The organism is Microbacterium sp. 1262 (assembly GCF_040544895.1).
Lineage (GTDB): Bacteria > Actinomycetota > Actinomycetes > Actinomycetales > Microbacteriaceae > Microbacterium > Microbacterium plantarum.
Genome location: NZ_JBEPKU010000001.1, coordinates 2,916,659 through 2,930,167 on the forward strand (window position 1 = coordinate 2,916,659; position 13,509 = coordinate 2,930,167).

The window sequence follows — 13,509 nt, forward strand, 5'->3', positions numbered from 1 at the left end:
ATAACGGGCTGTACATCAGGAGAGCAGATGACACTCGACGAGGCACGCGCAATGACCGAGACGGTGATGCAAACGATCGCTGATGAAGTTCCAGGCGGCACTATCGAGGATTTCTCCGCAGAATCGCCCTACCTGGCCTGCGGAGAAGGCGCATACATCTACAGCGCCCGGTGGGGGGTGACGCCAGACCGGCCCTTCGATGGTGCGGATTTCGTTCGCGACCTCCCCGACCGTCTGGGCGAAGATTTCGTCGTCGACGAGAAGGTCGTCGACATTTCGTTCCCGGCGGTCGCTCTGAACCATGCGAGCGGGATCATCCTGGATGTCATCGTCGCCGGCGTCGATGGGGCCGAGGTCGTTGACGTCTACGCGATCGCTCCATGTGCAAGAGGTGAGCTGCCGGGGTGAACCGCGGGCTTCCCGGTCCTCGCGGAAGCGGCGGGGCGTTGAGAGGGCTCAAGAATGTCGCGGCCACGGCGATCCTCATTTTGGCTGCAACGACGATGACGGGGTGCGTGATGGCAAGTGGGCCGACGATCGATGAGGTGCGTGCTGATACGGACGCGATGATGCAGCGCGTCGCGGATGAGGTTCCCGGCGGGGTTCCGGAGGTTCGGCCGTCCGACTCGCCCTATTGGAAGTGCGCCGAGAGCTCTTTCTACTACTCAACGCGCTGGACAGTTGCCCCCGAAGAAGGGTTCAACGGTCCGGCCTTTATCGAAGCGCTCCCGGCTCGTCTGGGCGACGGGTTCCGCAAGTTCGAGACGGTCGAGGTATCGGTGCCCGCCATCGCATTGAAGCACTCCAGCGGTATGCTCCTCGACGTCCAAGTGATCGATCTGGATGGCCGCACGGTCGTCTCCCTGCTGGGCGTCTCTGCGTGTGGTGAAGGGAAACCGCCGGCGGAGTAGCCGAAACCGCCTGTCGCGGCGGTTGTCCAGGTGGGACGCAATGCCTCGCATGGCTCCGACCGACAGATGACCCAGTGGGTATTGACCGGCATAACGATGGGGGGTGTGAGGGGATGCCGCCGATGAGCCTTCGCGCGACCTCACCTAGACGCGTCTTCTCGGCCATTGTTGTTCTGGTGCTGGCCGCTATGACGATGGTGGGGTGCGCGATGGCGGATCAACTGACGCTCGAGCAGGCGAAGGCTGAAACCGAGGTTGTCATGCAGCAGATCGCGGACGAGGTCCCGGGCGGCGTTGTGGAGGTCGCCACCCCTGACCCGACCCACCTCGCATGCGGCGACGAGACGTACTACGCCACTCTTCGTTGGGGCGTGACGCCGGGGCCTGAGTTTGACGGGGAGGCGTTTGTCGATGCCCTCCCCGGTCGCGTCGGCAAAGACTTCGTGGTCGCTGAGACCGTGGACATCACATCACCTGCTGTCGCTCTCGATCACGCCAGCGGCGCCCTGCTCGACGTGAAAGTTCTCGAGGTCGACGGAGGCATTGTCGTCGATCTGCTCGGTCTGACTCCCTGTGGGGTGGGGGAGCCTCCGGCGAGATGATCTCGACCTTTGCGACACGACCGGGCGGCGCAGACGCCGCTTCCGCGATGCCTCACTGGAGGCGGGCGAGAGGCGTCGCGCTTTCGGCACTCCTCACGTTGGCGGCGACGACGATGGCGGGGTGTGCGATGGCAGGACGACCGACGCTCGAGCGGGCGAAGGCTAAGACTCAGGCCGTGTTGCAGCAGATTGCGGACGAGGTTCCCGATGGTGTTGTCGAGGTTCGTACCCCTGATTCGGCTTACCTGGCCTGCGACGGTGGCGGGTATTACTCGATCAACCATTGGGTTGTCACGCCAGGGCCCGAGTTCGACGGTGAAGCGTTCGTCGACGCGTTGCCCGCGCGATTGGGTGATGGCTTCGTTGTTGCCGAGGTGGTGGACATCAAGTCCCCGGCCGTGGCCCTCAACCACGTCAGCGGCGCGGTCCTCGACGTCGTGGTTCTCGAGTCGGACGGCGGTGTTGTTGTCGACCTTCTTGGACTCACGCCATGCGGCGATGGCGAGCCGCCGACCGAATGAGCAGCGAATCGATGAGGCGGTCCCGTGCAGTGTCGGTCACTGCAGTTCTGACGCTGGCGGGCATGACGATGGTGGGGTGCGCGATGGCAGGAAGACCGACGCTCGAACAGGCGCGAGCGGATACTGAGGCAGCGATGCAACGAATCGCGGACGAGATCCCCGGAGGTGTCGTCGAGGTGCGAACTCCCGACTCGGCTTACCTGGCTTGCGATGGCGGCGGGTATTACTCCATCAACCGTTGGGCGGTCACTCCACAGCCTGGTTTCGACGGCGAAGCATTCGTTGATGCGCTGCCCGGCCGCCTTGGCTCTGATTTCGTGGTCGCCGAGACGGTGGACATCAGGTCCCCAGCCGTGGCCTTTGATCACGCCAGCGGGGCTGTCCTCGACGTCAAGGTACTGGGAGTTGAAGGAGACATTGTCGTGGATCTTCTCGGTCTCGCGCCATGCGGTGATGGCGATCCTGAGGGAGTGTGATGGGGTGTCACCTGCGAACGGATTTTCTTATGACAGCCACGCGCACCTCGTCGGCCGCCCTCATCGGCGCGCTGGCAGCCGTGGCCCTGTCGGGGTGTGCAGTGGCGGAGCGACCGACGCTCGAAGACGTGCGGGCTGAGACCGAGGCTGTCATGCAGCAGATCGCGGACGAGGTTCCGGGTGGGGTTGTGGAGGTCGCCACCCCTGACCCGTCTTACGTTGCGTGCGGCGACGACACGTACTGGGCCACTCTTCATTGGGGGGTCACGCCGGGCCCCGGGTTTGACGGGGAGGCGTTCGTGGAGGCTCTTCTTAGTCGCTTAGGCGAGGACTTCGTGGTCGCTGAGACGGTGGACATCACGTCGCCCGCCGTCGCTCTGGATCACGTCAGCGGTGCCCTGCTCGACGTGATAGTTCTCGACGTCGATGGAGGCCTCGTTGTCGACCTGCTCGGTCTGACTCCCTGCGGGGTAGGACAGCCTCCGGCGAGATGATCCCCACCCTGGAAAGACCACCGTACGGCGCAAACGCCGCTTCCGAGATGCCGCCCTCGAGGCGCGCGAAAGGCGTCGCGCTTTCAGCGATACTCGCGTTGGCAGCGACGACGATCACTGGTTGTGTCATGACAGGTCGGCCGACGATCGATGAGGTGCGTGCTGATACGGACGCGATGATGCAGCGCGTCGCGGATGAGGTTCCCGGCGGGGTCCCGGAGGTCCTGCCGTCCAACTCGCCCTACCTGGAGTGCGCCGAAAACTCCTTCTACTACTCGACGCGCTGGACCGTTGCCCCCGAAGCGGGGTTCAACGGATCGGCCTTCATCGAAGCGCTCCCGGATCGTCTGGGTGACGGGTTCCGCGAGTTCGAGACGGTCGAGGTATCGGTGCCTGCCATCGCATTGAAGCACTCCAGCGGCATGATCCTCGATGTCCAGGTGATCGATCTGGACGGCCGCACGGTCGTCTCCCTGCTGGGCGTCTCTGCGTGCGGTGAAGGGGAACCGCCGGCGGAGTAGCCGAGACCGCCCGTCGCCCATGGCCACCCCGCGCCCGTCCCGCTCAGATCGCGAACCGCTCGCCGATCATCTCGAGCGAGGCATCCCACAGACGCGGTCCGTCGGTGAGGTCGCGGAACGGCGCCCAGAACTCCTGGCGACGCGGTGCACCCGCGATGACGCGACGTGGGCCGTAGAACTCGTCGCCGCGGGAATCGGGGCCGGCTGCCGCGACCAGCGCGGGCTCCGCCGCGCCCGGCACGGTGCCGGCGAGCCCCACGCGCGAGAGCGCGACGATCAGCGCCCGGCCCGGAGACGCCTTCGCCCGGCCCATCCCGGGCTGCGCCGCGAGCAGATTCGTCGGGCTGACGCCGGGGTGTGCGATGTTGCTCGACACGCCCCATCCGCCGGCGCGGCTGCGCGCGTCGAGCTCGCGGGCGAAGAGGGCGACGGCGATCTTCGACTGCCGGTACGCGGCCATGTCGTCGTAGCCGCGCCGCCAGTCGAGGTCGTCCCAGTTCAGCCCGCCCGAGCGGGCCGCGACGCTCGTCTGGTGCGTCACGCGCGCTCCGCCGGCGCGCAGCAATGGCAGCAGTCCGAGGGTGAGCGCCACGTGGCCGAGGTGGTTCACGCCCCATTGCAGCTCGAAGCCTTCCGCGGTGGGTCGCCGTGAGCCGGGGTGCATCACACCGGCGTTGTTGACGAGCAGATCGACGGGTCGGCCCGCCGCCACGAGGTCGCGCGTGAACGCGGCGACCGAGTCGAGCGAGGCGAGATCGAGCGGACGCGTCGTGACCTCGGCGCCCGGCACGGCACGGCGGATGCCGTCGAGGGCTGCCTCGGCTTTGGCGGGGGACCGTGCCGGCAGGACGACGGTCGCTCCGGCGGCCGCCAGCCGTGTCGCGATCACCCGGCCGATGCCGTCGGTCGCGCCGGTGACGACGGCGAACCGTCCATGCAGGTCGGAGAGGGGAGCGGTGCCGCGGGTCATGGTTCCTCCATCGTTCGCGCGGACCGGGCGGTCCGCTCGTCCCATGCTGATCGCGGCGCGCGGCGGCATCCAGAGCCGGCTCATCCACTGATCGTCAGGTCGCCCCTGCGCCGGCGCCGATGACGGCCAGCAGCTGCAGCTTGTCGTGACTCTCGCTCCCGGGCGCCGCGGTGTAGACGAGCAGGCGGTGCGACTGATCGGGGTCGAGGAGGGTCTGACACTGCAGCTCGAGCGCGCCGACCTCCGGATGCCGGAACCGCTTGACCTCGGGCGGAGCGATGCCGACCTGCTGGGCATCCCAGAGAGAGCGGAACTCCGCGCTGCGTTCTCTGAGCGACGCCGCCAGCGCGGCCGCGCGCGACGACGGGCCGCGCCGTGCCACGATCTCGCGCAGACCTCCCGCGTACACCCGGGAGAGGACCTGATACTCCGCCGCGTCGTACGACTCTCGCGCCGACGGGTCGGTGAACCAGCGGTAGCCGAGGCTGCGGGCATCTCCCGTGTGCCGGGTCGCATCGCCGACGAGAGCGATGCTCAGCGGCGTCTGGCGCAGGGTCTCGCCGAGCTCTGTCACGATCTCCGCCGGAGTGTCGTGCAGCCGATCGAGGATGCGCAGCAGACCCGGGCTGACGTGATCGCTCGCGGGCCCGCGAGGGGGCGGCGCGTGTCCGGCAAGTCGGAAGAGGTGGTCGCGCTCGCCGAGCGTCAGATGCAGCCCCTGTGCGATCGCGGCGAGCATCTGCTCCGACGGGCGGGGCCCGTTGCCGCGCTCGAGACGGGCGTAGTAGTCCGTCGACATGTTGCAGAGGGCGGCGACCTCCTCGCGGCGCAGCCCCGGAGTCCGGCGGCGCTCGCCCCGCTGCAGCCCGACATCCGAGGGCTGCAGCGCCTCTCGCCGCATCCTCAGGAATGCGGCGAGCGTGTCTCGATCGATCATGTGTCGTTCGCCTTCCCGGTCACGCGGTGCGGCCTCTGTTCTACCGGTCGGGGGGCCTCGCAGCCAGGACCTGCTGCTCCACCCCTCGCCGCCCGTCGGCGGTGCTGCGTACGCCTTCGCTCAGGTGGTGCTCGCCGTCACCGACTGATCGCGGATCTCCTCCTCGGGAATGACATCCGCTGGCGCGGCTACATCGCAGTGGCGATGTGCCGAGGCTGCGAGATCGAGACGATCGGTGAGTGCCACGGTCGAGAAACATGACAGCAGCAGGTCCGGAGCGGAAGAGCCGCCGTCGTCGGCGGCGTCTGGTCGGCGCGACCGTCGCGGTGGGTGCGCTCGCGGCGGTGACAGTCGTCGGCGTCTTCGCACTCGACGTCTACGGCCCCCGGTTCGGCGTCTACCTGGTTCCTCCGTCGGTGCAGAAGTACGCGGAGATCGCCGTCGAGCGCCTCGACCGTGGGTATCACACCGACAGCGCCGAGTGGCCGCCGGTTCGCGCCGCGCTCCTCGAGGCCGCGGCGCATGCTTCAACGTACGCCGAGCTGTATCCCGCTCTCGGGGAGGCGGTCGCGGTCGCCGGCGGGCCGCACTCGCGCTTCATCCCCTCGGGCGAGGAGCGATCCGCCGAGGCGACCGCGTCCGTGCCGGCGCCGACGGTGAGTTCCGAGGGCGGCATCACCACGGTCGTGCTGCCGGAGATGCTCTCCACGGATGCGGACGACCAGGACGCGTACGCGATCACCGTCGCAGACGGGATCGACCGGGCTGCGGCGGGCACGTGCGGTTGGCTCGTGGACCTTCGCGGCAACGTCGGCGGCAACATGTATCCGATGCTCTCGGGGGTGACGGCGCTGCTTCCTGACGGGCCGGCGCTGTCGTTCCGCGACCGGCACGGCAGTGACGCCGTCGTGACGGTGCGGCCGAACGGGGTGGCACTGGGCGAGAACGTCTTCGTGGACGTCGGCGACCGAGCGAAGGCGACCGGAGTGCCCGTCGCGGTGCTGCAGGACGACAGAACGGCATCGAGCGGCGAGTCCGTGCTCGCATCCTTCCGCGGAGTCGACGGTGTCCGCACGTTCGGCACGCCCAGCGCAGGCTACACGTCGGCGAATGCGAGCACGACGCTCTACGACGGGGCCACGCTCGTGCTCACGGAGAGTGCTTACGTCGACCGGACCGGTCGCAACCACGACGAGCAGAGCATCGACCCGGACCAGCCGGCGACGGCATCCGCGTCAGAAGACGAAGCGCGCGCGTGGCTTCGCGAGCAAGGATGCGGTGGATGATCCGCGCCTTTCGCTGACGCTTACTGGCGCTGGCGCTGGCTCACCGGAAGCCACAGCATCGTCTGCTCGTGGATGATGAACCCGCCGGGAGGAGTGTCCGGCTCGTCAGCCTCCATCGCTCCGCCGCGTGAGCGGAGTTCGTCGATCGCGGCGCTGCGCCGCCTGACCAACTCGGCCACATCCGTGCGCCCGTCGAGATCGCGCATCAGCTCGGCCGTCATCCGATCGCGCTCGACGGCGATCTCGGCTGCCACGTCCAAGTGCGCCAACTCGACCCCGTTGTCGATGTCTGTGGTCATCGAGCCACCGCGTGCCCTCATGAGCCGGACGACGATCGCTGCGATCGCTGCGATCACAGCGCCCAGAAGATAGAGCATCCGGATGCCCCCGTCGGTTACCACCCAGGCCACGGCCGCGGCGGCGATCACGAGGACTGCGAGCAACGTGCTCTGCAGAGCGACCGGTCGCCCGAGCGGTCGGCCACCGGCAGCCGCCACGGCCGCCAGAGCCCCGATCCCCACGACGACGCTGACGATCCCGCCGGGAACCACCGTGTTCTCGATTCCGAGGCGGATGCCGTTGAGCATGCCGATCGGCAGCACCGAGAGCAGCAGCAAGACGAACACGACGCGCAGGATCACTCCGCTGTGCGGGTCACGTGCGCCGAAGCGCTCACGAAGATGTGCTGTGACGCTGCGCCGTGCGGCGTTGCTGGCCGCGGCACCCTCGTGCCAGAGCCGGTCGACCAGGTCGCCCAGGCCCGCCGAGCGCAGAACCGCGGCGTCGACGTCCGCCCGAGTGAGGCGCTGGTGGGGCCGTGCGCCGAAGTCCAGGCCGGCCAGGCCGTTGGGAGACGAATCGGGACGAGATTCAGGCATCTGCCACCTCGATGCTCGCGAGCAGCTCTTCGGCCAATGGCATCGCGAGAGCCGATGCAGCAGGCGGGAGGGGCGACATCTGCGCGACGGCGAGCCTCCCGCCGAGCGCGAAGATGTACATCGCCCGGACGGTCTGGATGACGCGTGGTGCGCCCTCGTTGGGTCCATCGTCGATGACAATCGTCAACCGCCAGGCAGGCATCCCATGGAGCTCGAAGGGAACCGCCACGGGCTCCCACGCCGAGGGGGTGGCGGCCAGAGCGATTCGAACCGCGTCGGACTCGTGCGTGACGGCGGGCAGTCCCGGGACCAGCAGGGTGAGCGCGGCGTAGAGGCCGGCATCGGGTTCGCACAGCAGCAGGACGGAGCCGGACTGGGCAGCCTCGCGAGTGAGGACGGCCAGCTCGGCCGCCGTGAGGATGTCGCGGATGACCGACTCGTCGCGCCCCTCGCACAGATCGTTGAGCCATGGCAGAGCATGCTCGCGATCAGGTACAGCCGACCAGATCCTGCTGTCGGCCGACAGCGACAGCTCAGGCACGTCGTTCCCAACGCACGGTCGAGACGATCGCATGACTCAAGGCCGTCATAGCGGAGATCCCCTCCTCGTCGACTGCAGCTGAATCTGCCGCCGCCAGCATCTCCGCACGCAGGAGCAGACCGTGCGCCGGCTGGTCGGGGACGGGTAGCAGGTAATTCAGGGCGGTCGTGGATATCTGACCGTTCGTCACCGTCACGTTCTCGTTACTACGCCAATGCAGGATTCCGGCGATGTCTCCGAGCGGGGCGGCCCCGCGAGCTGCGATCAGCTGTGCGCCGACCTCCATGATGGACCGGCCGAGCGGCGCGTCCATCCGTGACGCGGTGATCGATAGCGGCAGATAGTCATCGGGAGTGACGTCGACCTGCGCGAACACGCGGATGACGTTCCCCTTGGCCGCAGACGACGTCATGGTCTCGAACAGCTCCTCGAGCTGCGGCGCCAGCACGGCTCGCTGCGCCCCCGGGAGGGCCCGCAGTGAGCGCGTGGCCCGCTCGCGCAGCTCTTCCCCACTGGGCGCGAATGAGCCCCACCCGCCCGGGAGCACCAATGCGAAGCCCGGAACCTGTGGCGACGCGCCGACAAGTTCGGCTCGGAGCGACATCTATGACCTTTCTGGCGGAGGTACGCGGTCGAGCCTATCGAGCCTGCGGGGCCGGGCCCGCCAGCACCGACTTGGCATTCTGTCCGAGGCCAGCGAATTGCTGGATAGCCTGCATCGAGCCCCAGAAGCCCTCGGCAAGGGTCGACGGCATCGTCCCCGGCGCGAAACCCCCGAGATTGCGGAGGCTGTTACCCCAGTTGCCGGTCCACTCGATGGTCTGCCACGCCGCCTTCGGACCGAGAAACAGCCGGAACATGTTGCGGGTGTTCATGCCGTGGTTTGCGAATGCATCCGGCAAACGGGTGCGAAACAGGAGGTCGTCGATCTGTGCGAAGCCGGCGCGGGCATCGATGAACTCCGAGAACGTGAGGCGCATCGTCCGGGTGAACCGAGAGACGTCTCCGGCCGCATCGAACAGGGTCGTCACTTTCGCGAGCTTCCCGAACGGGAGGACCCCGAAGATCGCGAGCCCCACTTCACCCCACGAGCCGCGCCCGGTGTGCAGCCGCGCAAGCTCGCCGAGGAGCGAGATCACGCCGATGATGGCCGCCGCTGCTGCCGCGATCGCCGCCAACGGTCCCGTGACGACCAGTGCGACGACGAAGAGGATGACGCCGACGATCGCCAGGACGAACAGCATCCCCTCGATGAATGGCATGGCGTTGTCCCAGAACCCGTCGGAGACGCCGTCCTCGTTCACGCGCTCCAGACGATCGACGGCGCGGTCATACGCCGCTTCCCACGACTCGACGGGTGCGTCGTAACGCGACCAGTAGCTCTCGAAAGTATCGAGCGCGTTGTCGAAGGCAGCCTGCTCGCCTGCCGTGGACGGGCGCGGACCGAGTTGCTCGACGTCGTTGCGCTCGTCGCGTTCGTAGTCGCGAACCTCGCCTTCGGCGCTCTCCAGCGACCGCGAGGCGGCGTTGACCTCCGCCCATGCCGCGGCGGCGTTGTCGACCAGCGTGTCGGTGCTGGACTGCACCTCCTCGAGGGCGCCGGCGTACCAGACCAGCGCTTGCCCGCTGGGACGGTAGCGGGACGCCGCCGTGGAGAGATCTGCGTGCACCTCTTTCGCCTGATCGCGGATCGAGGTGAACGAGTCGCCGCGGCCGACGGTTCCGTCTGCGAACAGCTCGAGCGTGCGAGCGGCCGACGCCATCTTGTCGCCGAGCTCCTGGATCGCTTCGCCGCGTGTCTTGATGCTTCCCGGGGCGCCTGCGATTTTCTCGAGTCGGCGGCCTCCGGGAGTCGCCGGCATCGATTCGGACTGGTAGCGGTAGTCGTCGTGGCTCATCATTCGCTCGATTCCAGGGACGCCGCGAGCTCGAGGTCGACCTCAGCCCATGCCTCGCGGCTGTCGTCGATTCGCTTCTTCATCTCTTCCAGGTGACGACGCTGCGTCTCCCGCTTGTCGTTCCATTCGGACTCGAAGGCGCTGGCCGCTGCGGCGAGCGTGCCGTCCCCCCGCGGCCGGTCGATCGCCTGTTCGAGAAGGTTCGTCTCGGACCCGGCGTCCGCGTACTCGGCGATGATCAGCGCGAGTGCCGTGCTGAGCTCTTCCATCGATGCAAGCGGAATCTCTACCCCGTCGCCTGCCATGTCGTCCCCCTGTTGTCCGTGAACATCGTCCTGCGCGCCGCCTAGCGTATGCGTGGTCGTGGCTTCGGTGCCATGGGGAGTTCTCCCCATGACTCCGGCGATGCCGCGCGGGGAGGAGACTGATGGCATGGTCCGTCAGCTCAGCGCGCGTCGTCTCGCCGTCGCGGTCGCTCTCGCCTCGCTCGCGGGGTACCTCGACGGCTGCGGCTTCATCCTGCTGGGCGGCTACTTCGTCTCGTTCATGACCGGCAACACCACCCGCCTGGCGGTCGACCTCGCGCACGTCGATTGGTCGGCCGCGGGCCTCGCGGCTGCGCTCATCACCGCGTTCGTCATGGGCGTCATGGCGGGCACCGCGCTCACCTCGCCGGCATCCGACCGCACCGTGCACATCCTCGGCGTCATCACCGCCTCCGCGGCGCTCGCGGCCGCGCTGGCTCCCACGACCGCGCCCGCCGTCGCCGGGTCGCTGCTGGCGTTCGGGATGGGGGCGGCCAACACCGTGCTGGCGCAACGACAGGATGTCGCGTTCGGGGTCACCTACATGACTGGAGCGCTGGTCAAGGTCGGCCAGGGCGTCGTGCGGGCGCTGCGCGGCGGGGACCGCTGGGGCTGGTCCCGTCACCTGCTCATGTGGGCGGCCGTCGCCGCGGGGGCGGTGGCGGGAGGCCTCGCCTCGTCGCTTCTCGCGTCGAGCGCGCTGTGGATCGCCACGGGTGCTGCCGGCGTGCTCACGGCGGTTGCGGCCGTGTTCCGGATGCGGCGCGGTCGGGCGCGGACCCCATAATGCTTCGCCCGCTCGGGCACCAGCCCTTTCCGCCGGATCCGCGCCGCCCCTAGCGTTGAGGCATGGCGCGCGACGACGAACAGCCGGAGGACCTCTACACCGCCCCGATCACCCTCCCGGGTGCGGCAGGCGCCGACGGCGAAGACACCGATCTCGAAGTTCCCGAGATCAGCTACGACGAACAGCGCTACCCGGCACGCCCGCGGCGACTGCGGCCGCGCGACCAGTTCCGCGGCGGCAGCGTCCGCCGCAACATGACCGACCCGCGGACCGCGAACGGCAGCAACCCGTCGTATGTCGAGTGGCTCGTGCGGCAGTCGATGCTCAAGGATGCCGACGTGCTCGCGCGTCAGCTGTCGGGGCAGCCCGCCATGTGGCGGAATCCATACGCCCGTCCTGACGCGCGCCGGGCGATCTCGACGACGGACGTGTGGTTCACCGCCTATCCGATCTCGCTCATCACCCGCCCGGGGCAGTCGTTCCTCGCCGCCCTCGGCGACGACGCGCTGTGGTCGGTGTTCGAGCGCATCGGCATCACCGCGATCCACACGGGCCCGGTGAAGCGGGCCGGCGGTATCACCGACTGGCGAGAGACGCCCAGCGTCGACGGTCACTTCGACCGCATCAGCACGTCGATCGATCCCGCATTCGGCACCGAGGAGGAGTTCCGGACCCTCTGCGACGTCGCCGACGCGCACGGCGGCAGCGTGATCGACGACATCGTGCCGGGTCACACCGGCAAGGGTGCGGACTTCCGCCTGGCCGAGATGGGCTTCAAGGACTACCCCGGGATCTACCACATGGTCGAGATCCCGCCGGAGGACTGGCACCTGCTGCCCGACGTCCCCGAGGGATACGACAGCGTCAACCTCGACCCCGCGAACGAGCACGAGCTCGCCGAACGCGGTTACATCATCGGAGCGATGCAGCGGGTCATCTTCTACACCCCGGGGGTGAAGGAGACGAACTGGAGCGCCACGGCGCCCGTCATCGGTCCCGACGGCGCCACCCGGCGCTGGGTCTACCTGCACTACTTCAAGCAGGGTCAGCCGTCGATCAACTGGCTCGACCCGACCTTCGCCGGCATGCGGCTGGTCATCGGCGACGCGCTCCACTCGCTCGGCGAGCTCGGCACCAGCGCGCTGCGCCTCGACGCCAACGGCTTCCTCGGTGTCGAGAAGAGCGCGGAGGGCCTTCCCGCATGGTCGGAGGGGCACCCCCTCTCGCACGCGGCGAACCACATCATCGCGGGCATGGTCCGCAAGGTCGGCGGCTTCACGTTCCAGGAGCTGAACCTGACGATCGAGGACATCCGCGACACCGGAGCGGTGGGCGCCGATCTCTCGTACGACTTCATCGGACGCCCGGGCTACCACCACGCCCTGGCGACCGGTCAGACGGAGTTCCTCCGTCTCGCGCTGACCTCGTCCCTCGAGCTCGGTGTCGCGCCGGTGCAGCTCGTGCACGGCATGCAGAACCACGACGAGCTCACCTACGAGCTCGTGCACTGGGCGACGCGGCACGGCGACGACGAGTACCGCTTCCGCGGACGCGACATCACGGGCGGCGAGCTCGCAGAGGAGATCCGCGCCGACCTCACCGAGCACCTCACGGGCACGGCCGACTACAACCGCGTGTTCACGCAGAACGGCATCGCGTGCACGACGACGTCGCTCATCGCGGCATCCCGCGGCATCGCGCGCCTCGACGACATCACCGACGCCGACGTTCCCGGCATCCGCGACGCCCACCTGCTGCTGTGCGCGTACAACGCCTGGCAGCCCGGGGTCTTCGCCCTGTCGGGCTGGGATCTCGTCGGCATGCTGACGGTGCCCGCCGACGAGGTCGCCGACCTGCTGGGCGCGGGGGACACCCGCTGGATCGAACGGGGCGCGCACGACCTGCTCGACGCCGACCCGACCGCCATGCGCTCGGCATCGGGGATGCCGCGCGGCCGCGCCCTCTACGGAGCTCTGCCCGCGCAGCTCGACGATCCGGACTCGTTCGCGTCGCGGCTGTCGGGCATCCTCGACCTGCGCCGCGAGCATGGCATCGCGACCGCGTCACAGGTCGACATCCCCGAGGTCGCCCATGCCGGGATGCTCGTGCTCGTGCACCGGCTCGACGAGGGCGATCCTCACGCGGACGCCGCGATGCAGGTGACGGTGCTGAACTTCTCGCCCGAGCCGACGGAGGGCACCGTGCGCTCCGAGCAGCTCGTACCCCGCAGCGAGGTCTACGACGCCGCGTCGGGCGAGACCATCGGGCGCGTCGACGACCTGCAGAGCTTCAGCGTCTCGCTGCCCGGCTACGGCGCGAAGTTCCTGGTGCTCCGCGCTCCCGAGCCCGTCGAGGACTGAGTCCGCGATACATCCGTCGGAT

The 13,509-nt window shown here is 68.5% G+C and carries 17 protein-coding genes; 10 read left to right on the forward strand and 7 right to left on the reverse strand.

What is annotated here, in order from left to right; all coding sequences use genetic code 11:
* Positions 1-27: 27 nt before the first annotated feature.
* The 7 genes from ABIC53_RS13935 (at position 28) to ABIC53_RS13965 (ending at position 3,525) form a co-directional block, all read left to right on the forward strand.
* On the forward strand, positions 28-408 hold the full coding sequence (locus ABIC53_RS13935; protein ID WP_274179305.1) for a DUF2267 domain-containing protein: 381 nt from the start codon (positions 28-30) through the stop codon (positions 406-408).
* Between the two features lie 38 nt (positions 409-446).
* Positions 447-911: a hypothetical protein gene (locus ABIC53_RS13940; protein ID WP_282501627.1), complete on the forward strand. Its 465-nt coding sequence runs from the start codon at positions 447-449 to the stop codon at positions 909-911.
* 122 nt (positions 912-1,033) lie between these two features.
* Positions 1,034-1,513 (forward strand): hypothetical protein, encoded by a 480-nt coding sequence (locus ABIC53_RS13945; RefSeq protein WP_274179303.1) that lies wholly within the window; start codon positions 1,034-1,036, stop codon positions 1,511-1,513.
* 176 nt (positions 1,514-1,689) lie between these two features.
* Positions 1,690-2,034 (forward strand): hypothetical protein, encoded by a 345-nt coding sequence (locus ABIC53_RS13950; RefSeq protein ID WP_282501625.1) that lies wholly within the window; start codon positions 1,690-1,692, stop codon positions 2,032-2,034.
* Between the two features lie 62 nt (positions 2,035-2,096).
* Positions 2,097-2,510: a hypothetical protein gene (locus ABIC53_RS13955; protein WP_282501624.1), complete on the forward strand. Its 414-nt coding sequence runs from the start codon at positions 2,097-2,099 to the stop codon at positions 2,508-2,510.
* 29 nt (positions 2,511-2,539) lie between these two features.
* On the forward strand, positions 2,540-3,004 hold the full coding sequence (locus tag ABIC53_RS13960; protein WP_282501622.1) for a hypothetical protein: 465 nt from the start codon (positions 2,540-2,542) through the stop codon (positions 3,002-3,004).
* Positions 3,001-3,525 (forward strand): hypothetical protein, encoded by a 525-nt coding sequence (locus ABIC53_RS13965; protein ID WP_274179299.1) that lies wholly within the window; start codon positions 3,001-3,003, stop codon positions 3,523-3,525. The genes ABIC53_RS13960 and ABIC53_RS13965 overlap by 4 nt, the downstream gene beginning before the upstream one ends.
* Before the next feature lie 43 nt (positions 3,526-3,568).
* On the opposite strand, the gene ABIC53_RS13970 is transcribed toward ABIC53_RS13965, so the two are convergent.
* Both ABIC53_RS13970 and ABIC53_RS13975 read right to left on the reverse strand, forming a co-directional pair.
* Positions 3,569-4,495, reverse strand: coding sequence for an SDR family oxidoreductase (locus tag ABIC53_RS13970; RefSeq protein ID WP_274179298.1), 927 nt, complete (start codon positions 4,493-4,495; stop codon positions 3,569-3,571).
* A gap of 94 nt (positions 4,496-4,589) precedes the next feature.
* Positions 4,590-5,432, reverse strand: a complete 843-nt coding sequence (locus tag ABIC53_RS13975) for a helix-turn-helix transcriptional regulator (RefSeq protein WP_282501619.1) — start codon at positions 5,430-5,432, stop codon at positions 4,590-4,592.
* A 257-nt stretch (positions 5,433-5,689) separates the two neighbouring features.
* On the opposite strand from ABIC53_RS13975, the gene ABIC53_RS13980 reads away from it, so the two are divergent.
* Positions 5,690-6,718, forward strand: coding sequence for a S41 family peptidase (locus tag ABIC53_RS13980; RefSeq protein ID WP_282501617.1), 1,029 nt, complete (start codon positions 5,690-5,692; stop codon positions 6,716-6,718).
* A gap of 20 nt (positions 6,719-6,738) precedes the next feature.
* On the opposite strand, the gene ABIC53_RS13985 is transcribed toward ABIC53_RS13980, so the two are convergent.
* Genes ABIC53_RS13985 through ABIC53_RS14005 form a run of 5 tightly spaced genes read right to left on the reverse strand, consistent with a single transcriptional unit; the run spans position 6,739 to position 10,469 of the window.
* Positions 6,739-7,596 (reverse strand): hypothetical protein, encoded by an 858-nt coding sequence (locus tag ABIC53_RS13985; RefSeq protein WP_282501616.1) that lies wholly within the window; start codon positions 7,594-7,596, stop codon positions 6,739-6,741.
* The gene (locus ABIC53_RS13990; protein WP_274179294.1) at positions 7,589-8,137 is read right to left on the reverse strand and encodes a hypothetical protein; all 549 of its coding nucleotides are present in this window, start codon (positions 8,135-8,137) and stop codon (positions 7,589-7,591) included. Before ABIC53_RS13990 ends, ABIC53_RS13985 begins: the two co-directional genes overlap by 8 nt.
* The gene (locus ABIC53_RS13995) at positions 8,130-8,741 is read right to left on the reverse strand and encodes a hypothetical protein (protein ID WP_274179293.1); all 612 of its coding nucleotides are present in this window, start codon (positions 8,739-8,741) and stop codon (positions 8,130-8,132) included. Before ABIC53_RS13995 ends, ABIC53_RS13990 begins: the two co-directional genes overlap by 8 nt.
* Positions 8,742-8,775: 34 nt before the next feature.
* Positions 8,776-10,038 (reverse strand): hypothetical protein, encoded by a 1,263-nt coding sequence (locus ABIC53_RS14000; RefSeq protein ID WP_282501615.1) that lies wholly within the window; start codon positions 10,036-10,038, stop codon positions 8,776-8,778.
* The gene (locus tag ABIC53_RS14005) at positions 10,035-10,469 is read right to left on the reverse strand and encodes a hypothetical protein (protein WP_323986718.1); all 435 of its coding nucleotides are present in this window, start codon (positions 10,467-10,469) and stop codon (positions 10,035-10,037) included. The genes ABIC53_RS14000 and ABIC53_RS14005 overlap by 4 nt, the downstream gene beginning before the upstream one ends.
* On the opposite strand from ABIC53_RS14005, the gene ABIC53_RS14010 reads away from it, so the two are divergent.
* The gene (locus ABIC53_RS14010; RefSeq protein WP_323986717.1) at positions 10,468-11,127 is read left to right on the forward strand and encodes a YoaK family protein; all 660 of its coding nucleotides are present in this window, start codon (positions 10,468-10,470) and stop codon (positions 11,125-11,127) included. The genes ABIC53_RS14005 and ABIC53_RS14010 overlap by 2 nt on opposite strands.
* Positions 11,128-11,189: 62 nt before the next feature.
* Positions 11,190-13,487, forward strand: coding sequence for a maltose alpha-D-glucosyltransferase (gene treS, locus ABIC53_RS14015; RefSeq protein ID WP_354451924.1), 2,298 nt, complete (start codon positions 11,190-11,192; stop codon positions 13,485-13,487).
* Positions 13,488-13,509 lie beyond the last annotated feature (22 nt).

What these genes read in the sequence shown, in the direction of transcription:
- ABIC53_RS13935 (WP_274179305.1), top strand. Translation starts at nt 28, where the DNA reads ATGACACTCGACGAGGCACGCGCAATGACCGAGACGGTGATGCAAACG.
- ABIC53_RS13945 (WP_274179303.1), top strand. Translation starts at nt 1,034, where the DNA reads ATGAGCCTTCGCGCGACCTCACCTAGACGCGTCTTCTCGGCCATTGTT.
- ABIC53_RS13955 (WP_282501624.1), top strand. Translation starts at nt 2,097, where the DNA reads ATGACGATGGTGGGGTGCGCGATGGCAGGAAGACCGACGCTCGAACAG.
- ABIC53_RS13960 (WP_282501622.1), top strand. Translation starts at nt 2,540, where the DNA reads ATGACAGCCACGCGCACCTCGTCGGCCGCCCTCATCGGCGCGCTGGCA.
- ABIC53_RS13965 (WP_274179299.1), top strand. Translation starts at nt 3,001, where the DNA reads ATGATCCCCACCCTGGAAAGACCACCGTACGGCGCAAACGCCGCTTCC.
- ABIC53_RS13970 (WP_274179298.1), bottom strand. Translation starts at nt 4,495, where the DNA reads ATGACCCGCGGCACCGCTCCCCTCTCCGACCTGCATGGACGGTTCGCC.
- ABIC53_RS13975 (WP_282501619.1), bottom strand. Translation starts at nt 5,432, where the DNA reads ATGATCGATCGAGACACGCTCGCCGCATTCCTGAGGATGCGGCGAGAG.
- ABIC53_RS13980 (WP_282501617.1), top strand. Translation starts at nt 5,690, where the DNA reads ATGACAGCAGCAGGTCCGGAGCGGAAGAGCCGCCGTCGTCGGCGGCGT.
- ABIC53_RS13985 (WP_282501616.1), bottom strand. Translation starts at nt 7,596, where the DNA reads ATGCCTGAATCTCGTCCCGATTCGTCTCCCAACGGCCTGGCCGGCCTG.
- ABIC53_RS13995 (WP_274179293.1), bottom strand. Translation starts at nt 8,741, where the DNA reads ATGTCGCTCCGAGCCGAACTTGTCGGCGCGTCGCCACAGGTTCCGGGC.
- ABIC53_RS14000 (WP_282501615.1), bottom strand. Translation starts at nt 10,038, where the DNA reads ATGATGAGCCACGACGACTACCGCTACCAGTCCGAATCGATGCCGGCG.
- ABIC53_RS14010 (WP_323986717.1), top strand. Translation starts at nt 10,468, where the DNA reads ATGGTCCGTCAGCTCAGCGCGCGTCGTCTCGCCGTCGCGGTCGCTCTC.
- ABIC53_RS14005 (WP_323986718.1), bottom strand. Translation starts at nt 10,469, where the DNA reads ATGCCATCAGTCTCCTCCCCGCGCGGCATCGCCGGAGTCATGGGGAGA.
- treS (WP_354451924.1), top strand. Translation starts at nt 11,190, where the DNA reads ATGGCGCGCGACGACGAACAGCCGGAGGACCTCTACACCGCCCCGATC.